The organism is Streptomyces sp. NPDC056948, from assembly GCF_042674225.1.
Classification (GTDB): domain Bacteria; phylum Actinomycetota; class Actinomycetes; order Streptomycetales; family Streptomycetaceae; genus Streptomyces; species Streptomyces purpurascens.
Genome location: NZ_JBHUQX010000529.1, coordinates 1 through 5,414 on the forward strand (window position 1 = coordinate 1; position 5,414 = coordinate 5,414).

At 71.9% G+C, this 5,414-nt stretch carries 3 protein-coding genes; all 3 read right to left on the reverse strand.

From position 1 onward, the window contains the following. The coding region (locus tag ACFTZL_RS40265; RefSeq protein WP_382594125.1) for an amino acid adenylation domain-containing protein at positions 1 to 2,880 on the reverse strand (2,880 nt) is incomplete at its 3' end. 16 nt (positions 2,881 to 2,896) lie between these two features. Continuing rightward, positions 2,897 to 3,679 carry a thioesterase II family protein gene (locus ACFTZL_RS40270; RefSeq protein ID WP_382594128.1) on the reverse strand — a complete coding sequence of 261 codons (783 nt, stop codon included), beginning with the start codon at positions 3,677 to 3,679 and terminating at the stop codon, positions 2,897 to 2,899. Then, positions 3,676 to 5,414 (reverse strand): amino acid adenylation domain-containing protein (locus tag ACFTZL_RS40275; protein ID WP_382594131.1); only part of this gene is annotated, 1,739 nt, incomplete at its 5' end. The genes ACFTZL_RS40275 and ACFTZL_RS40270, both read right to left, overlap by 4 nt.

Consider the following 5,414-nt stretch of genomic DNA (forward strand, 5'->3'; position numbering starts at 1 on the left):
GGCCAGGCCGCGCCGGTCGAGCTTGCCCGCGGCCGACATCGGCAGCGCGTCCAGCCTGACGTAGAGGGACGGGATCATGTACGGGGGCAGCGTCCGGGAGAGCTGCTCGCGCAGTTCGGCCGCCTCCGGCAGGGCGTCGCCCTCGGGGATGATGCCGGCGATCAGCCGGTCGGCGGTCTCCGGATCGACGCCGACGACCGCGTCGGCGACGCCGGGGCACTCCGCCAGCCGCTTCTCGATCTCCTCCAGCTCGACCCGGAAGCCGCGTACCTTGACCTGGGTGTCGAGCCGCCCCAGGAAGCGCAGCCGTCCCTGGGCGTCCCAGCGCCCCGCGTCCCCGGTGCGATAGCGGCGGTATCCGTCCGCCGCAATCCGGTCGAGCGGAAAGCGGCTGGCGGTGAGCTCCGGCTGCCCCACATAGCCCTGGGCCACCTGGGGGCCTGCCAGGAAGATCTCGCCGGGTACGTTGACCGGGCAGGGCCGGTAGGACGCGTCCAGGACGTAGGCGCGGTTGAGGCCGAAGGGGGCGCCGACGCAGGAGGTCGTCTCGACCGGTGCGGCCTGGGCCTTCCCGTCCCCGTCGGAGCTCTGGACGGTGCAGTAGACCGTGGCCTCGGTCGGTCCGTAGAAGTTCCAGTACGCGAGCCCGCGTCCGTCCAGGTAGGCGGCGAACTCGCCGGGCAGCGGTTCGCCGCCGAGCATCAGCTTGGTGCCGTTGGTGACCTCGACGCCCGCCTCGCGCAGGGACTTCCACACGGTGGGAGTGCCACCGACGTACGTCACCGGTGGGGTCGTCGCCAGTGCCCGCCCGACCGCCGCCGGGTCGGTCGCTCCCTCCGGAAGCAGGTGGACCGAGGCGCCGGCCAGCAGCGGAACCAGGTACTCCAGCAGGGAGATGTCGAACGACGTGGTGGTCAGGCTCAGCGAGACGTCGTCGGAGGTGAACCCGAGGAGGTCGACCGCTGCCTCGCAGAAGGCGGAAAGCGCGGTGCGGGCGACGGCCACGCCCTTGGGATCACCCGTGGATCCCGAGGTGTACATGATGTACGCGGTCATCTCGGCCTCGGCCTCCGGGCGGGCGGCCCGCTCGGCGGTACGACCCCGCAGACCGGCCGGGCTCACCGTGCGGACCCCCGCCATCGCGTCCGTGTCCTCGTCGGTCACCACCAGCCGGGCGTTGGCGTTGTCGAGGATGTAGGCGATCCGCTGGGCGGGGTGCGCGGCGTCGAGCGGGAGGAAGACCGCGCCCAGCTTCCAGACGCCGAGCACGGTGGTCAGGAAGTCGAGGTCGCGCGGCAGACGGACCGCGACCACATCGCCGCGGCCGATGCCGTCGGCGGCCAGTGCGTCGGCGAACGAGTCGGCTTCCCGGTCCAGTTGCCGGAAGGTCAGGGTGTCGTCCGCGGTTCGTGCCGCGATCCGGTCGGGCGAGGCCCGCACTGCCTGACCGAACCGCGTCAGGACGTCCGGCACGGGCCGGGCGGCGGCTTCGACGGTGCCCAGCCCGGAGAACTCGCCCACCCGGTTCTTCTCCTCTTCGGAGGCGAGGTCGAGGTCCGCCACCCGCACCGACGGGGTGCCGGCCGTCTGAAGCAGGACCTGGCCGAGGTGGGAGACCAGGGTGCGCAGGGTGCTCTCGTCGAAGCGGGCCGTGTCGTACTGGAGCCGCAGTCGCAGGCCGCCGGCCTCGGGCACGAAGGTGGTCGTCAGGTCGTACCGCGCGCCGCTCAGCTCGACCCAGATGTGCTCGGTCGGCTCCAGACCGGCCAGTTCGAAGGGCAGGTCGGGCAGGTTGGCGACGGACAGCGAGACCTGGAAGACCGGCGACACATTGTCCTGCCGCTGCACCGACAGGCCCTGGAGGACCTGGTCGAACGGGAGTTCCTGGTGCTGTATCGCCTTCAGGCTGGAGCTGCGGGTGGACTTGAGCAGATCCAGGAAGGAGGCCTCGTCGTCGACCTGGACCCGGACCGAGATCAGGTTCAGGAAGAGTCCGACGGTGGACTCGAACTCCGTCCTGGTCCGTCCGGCGACCGGCGTGCCCAGCACGACGTCCCGCTGGTCGGAGTACCTGGTGAGCACCACGGACAGCGCCGCCGCGAGCACCATGTACAGGGTGCAGCGTGCCGTGGACGCGAGCTGCCGGGCCGCGTCGTGGATCTCGTCGGGCAGTACGACGTTGATCATGGAGCCGGTCATGTCACGGCGTTCGGGGCGCGGACGGTCCCAGGGCAGCTCGATCTCCGCGGGGGCTCCCTCGAGGTAGCCGCGCCAGAACTCGGTCTCCTCCCGGATCCGGTCCTCGTCGAGGTGCTCCCGCTGCCATGCGGCGAACTCGGGGTACTGGACCTTCACTTCCCGGGGTTTCTGGTCAGTGGCGCCGACCTCGCGGTTGTAGAAGAGGGCGATCTCCTCGATGACATTGGTCAGGGACCAGCCGTCCAGCGCGATGTGGTGCCCGATCACGACCAGCGCGTGCAGCGTGGGGTTCCAGCGCAGCAGGTAGGCGCGCATGGGTGACTCGGACGCCAGGTCGAAGGGCCGCCCGGCGGCTTCCCGTACGAAGGCCTCGATGTCCGGCCGCAGTGCGTCGGTGGACAGGTCCTCGGCGGACATCTCCACCACTTCCAGTGGCTGTCCGGCCTGCGGCTCGACCCACTGCATGGGCTCCTGACCGCCGGTCGCGGGGGTGATCCTGGTGCGCAGGGCGTCGTGCCGCTCGACGACCGTCCGGACGGCGGCGCCGAGCGCGTCGGCCTCGAGCGCACCGCGCAGAATCCTGACGTCGGGGTTGATGTAGGCGACGTTCCCGGGCGCGACCTGCTCGACGAACCAGATGCGCTGCTGGCCGTAGGACAGCGGCGTCTCGATGCGGGACATAGAGGAGCTCCAGAGGTCAGGGCCGGTGGGCGTGGTGGGGGCGACCGATGACCTGGGGTGCGTCGCGGGCGGCGAGATCGAGCCGGATCGCGTCGAGCACCTCCGCCGTCCGGTCGTGCGGGAAGAAGTGACCGCTGTCGAAGTCCCGGGTCGTCACCGACTCGGCGGCGCCCGTCCAGCGGGCGAGCGACTCGGGCGGGGCGAGCGGGTCGGTGCGGCCCGCGTACACGACGGTGGGGGTGGTGAGACGACGGCCGTCCCATGCGAAGCCGCGCAGCGAAGCGAGGTCGTTGAGGAGCATCGCGACGGCCAGTTCGCGCATGCCGCGGTCTTCGAGCACGTCCGCCGGTGTGCCGCCCGCCCCGCGGAGGAAGTCCACCGCTTCCGCCTCGGTCCCGTTCGGCACGGGCATGGGTCGGGGCAGGTGGGGCGGGTTGGTGGCGCAGACGACGAGCAGCGCGGGGACTGCCTGGGGATGGTGCTGCTCCAGACGCAGGACCGCCTCCGCGGCGATGAGTCCGCCGAGGCTGTGGCCCACCAGGACGTAGGGCTCACCGAGTTCGGCCAGGGACTGGGCCAGTCGGTGGGCCCGGTCCCGGACACTCGGGGCCGGGGAGCCTGCGGCGGGCGCCGCCGTGCGGGTGCCGAACACCTCGATCCCCCGGTTCCGGGCCGGTGTCGTCCAGCCGCGGAAGGCGTGCGCGGTCCCGCCCGCGTGCGGCACGGCCACGAGCGGGAGTCCGGACGCCGGCTCCTGCTGCCGGCTACCGGGGTCGAGCGGAAAGAGAACGGAGCTCATGCCGGGAAGGCCTCCTGCTGTGGTGCGGAGCCGCCCTGCCGACCGAGCTCGCGCAGCCTCGACCGGTCGATCTTGCCGCTGGCGGTCATCGGAAAGCGGTCGAGGACGGTGAACCGGGTCGGGACCATGGCGGGGGTGAGATGGGCCAGGGCGTGACGGCGCAGCTCCGCCCGGCCGGGCGGGTCGTCTGGGTCGACGACGAGACAGGCGACCAGCCGGTCCCCGCCGGGCGCCTCGGTCTTCACGACCGCGCTCGCCCGCACCTTCGGATGCTGGTCGAGCACGTGCTCGACCTCCCCCGCCTCGATCCGCACCCCATGGATCTTGATCTGCTGGTCCATCCGCCCGTGGTAGTCGAGGACCGCGCGGCCGTCGGCTGACGACACCGCGGTGGACCATCGCACGAGGTCGCCCGTGCGGTACATCCGTCCGCCCGGCCCGGTCGCGAAGGGGTCGGGAACGAACCGCTCGCGGGTGAGATCCGGAGCACCGGCATACCCCGAGGCGAGGCAGACCCCGGCCAGATGGAGCTCGCCGACCGCTCCGAAGGGCGCGGGTTCACCGTTCGAAGTCAGCACGTAGGCACTGACGTTGTCGATCGGACCGCCGATCGGTACGGCGGGGCCCGGCTCGGGTGTACGGCAGTCCCAGGCTGTCACGTCGACCGCGGCCTCGGTGGGTCCGTAGAGGTTGTGCACACTGGCCCCCAGCATCGAGGCCGCCCGGTTCGCCAGCGCGGGCGGCAGCACCTCACCGCTGCACACCACCCGGCGCAGCCGGGTGCACTCCCCGGCCCGCGGCTCCCGCAGGAACTGCTCCAGGACGCAGGGCACGAAGTGGGCGACCGTGACCTCCTCCCGGACGATGGTCTCGGCCATCTCCTCGGGATCGAGGTGCGCGAGCGGCGGGGCCATCGCGAGGCGGGCCCCGACGAGCAGCGGCCAGAAGAACTCCCACACGGACACGTCGAAGTCGAACGGGGTCTTCTGGAGGACGATGTCCGATCCGTCGAGACGGAGGTGGTCCTGCATCCACAGCAGACGGTTGACGATGGCGCCGTGCGGAACGACGACGCCCTTGGGGCGCCCGGTAGAGCCGGAGGTGAACAGGACATACGCCGGGTCGTCCGCCCGGGCCTGGACCCCGTCTGCCGTTCCGGGGCCGGGCCAGGCGGAGGGCGGCGGCCCTGACAGCCGTACGCCGGACAGGGTCAGCGAGGTCACGTCCGGCGCGGCCTGCCGCACCTTTCCCGCGGCCTCTTCGGCGCATACGACGATCCGCGCGGAAGCCGTCTCGATCATGGTCCGGAGCCGGGCGGGCGGTGCCTCGGGGCTGAGCGGCAGATACGCACCGCCGGCCAGCAGGATGCCCAGCAGCACCCCGGGGAGTTCCACGGAGCGCCAGGTACTCACTCCGATCACATCGCCTCGACGGACGCCCTCGGCCCTGAGCCGGTCCGCGAACGCGCGTGCCTGGGCGAGGAGTTCCGTGTAGGTCAGCGACTCGTCCCCGGCGGTGACGGCCACCCGCGAGGGGTGGAGCTCGGCCGTCCGCACGATCAGATCGTGCAGCGAGGACGACGGGCGGGCCACCGGCGCTCCCCCGAGGGACAGCAGCATCCGGCGCTCCTCCGCGCCGGCGACCACCAGATGATCGAGACCGGCCTCGGGAGTGGCAACGAGCCGCTCCAGTACGGTTCTTGTCCGCTCGGGCGCCCATCGGGTGAAGGTCCCAC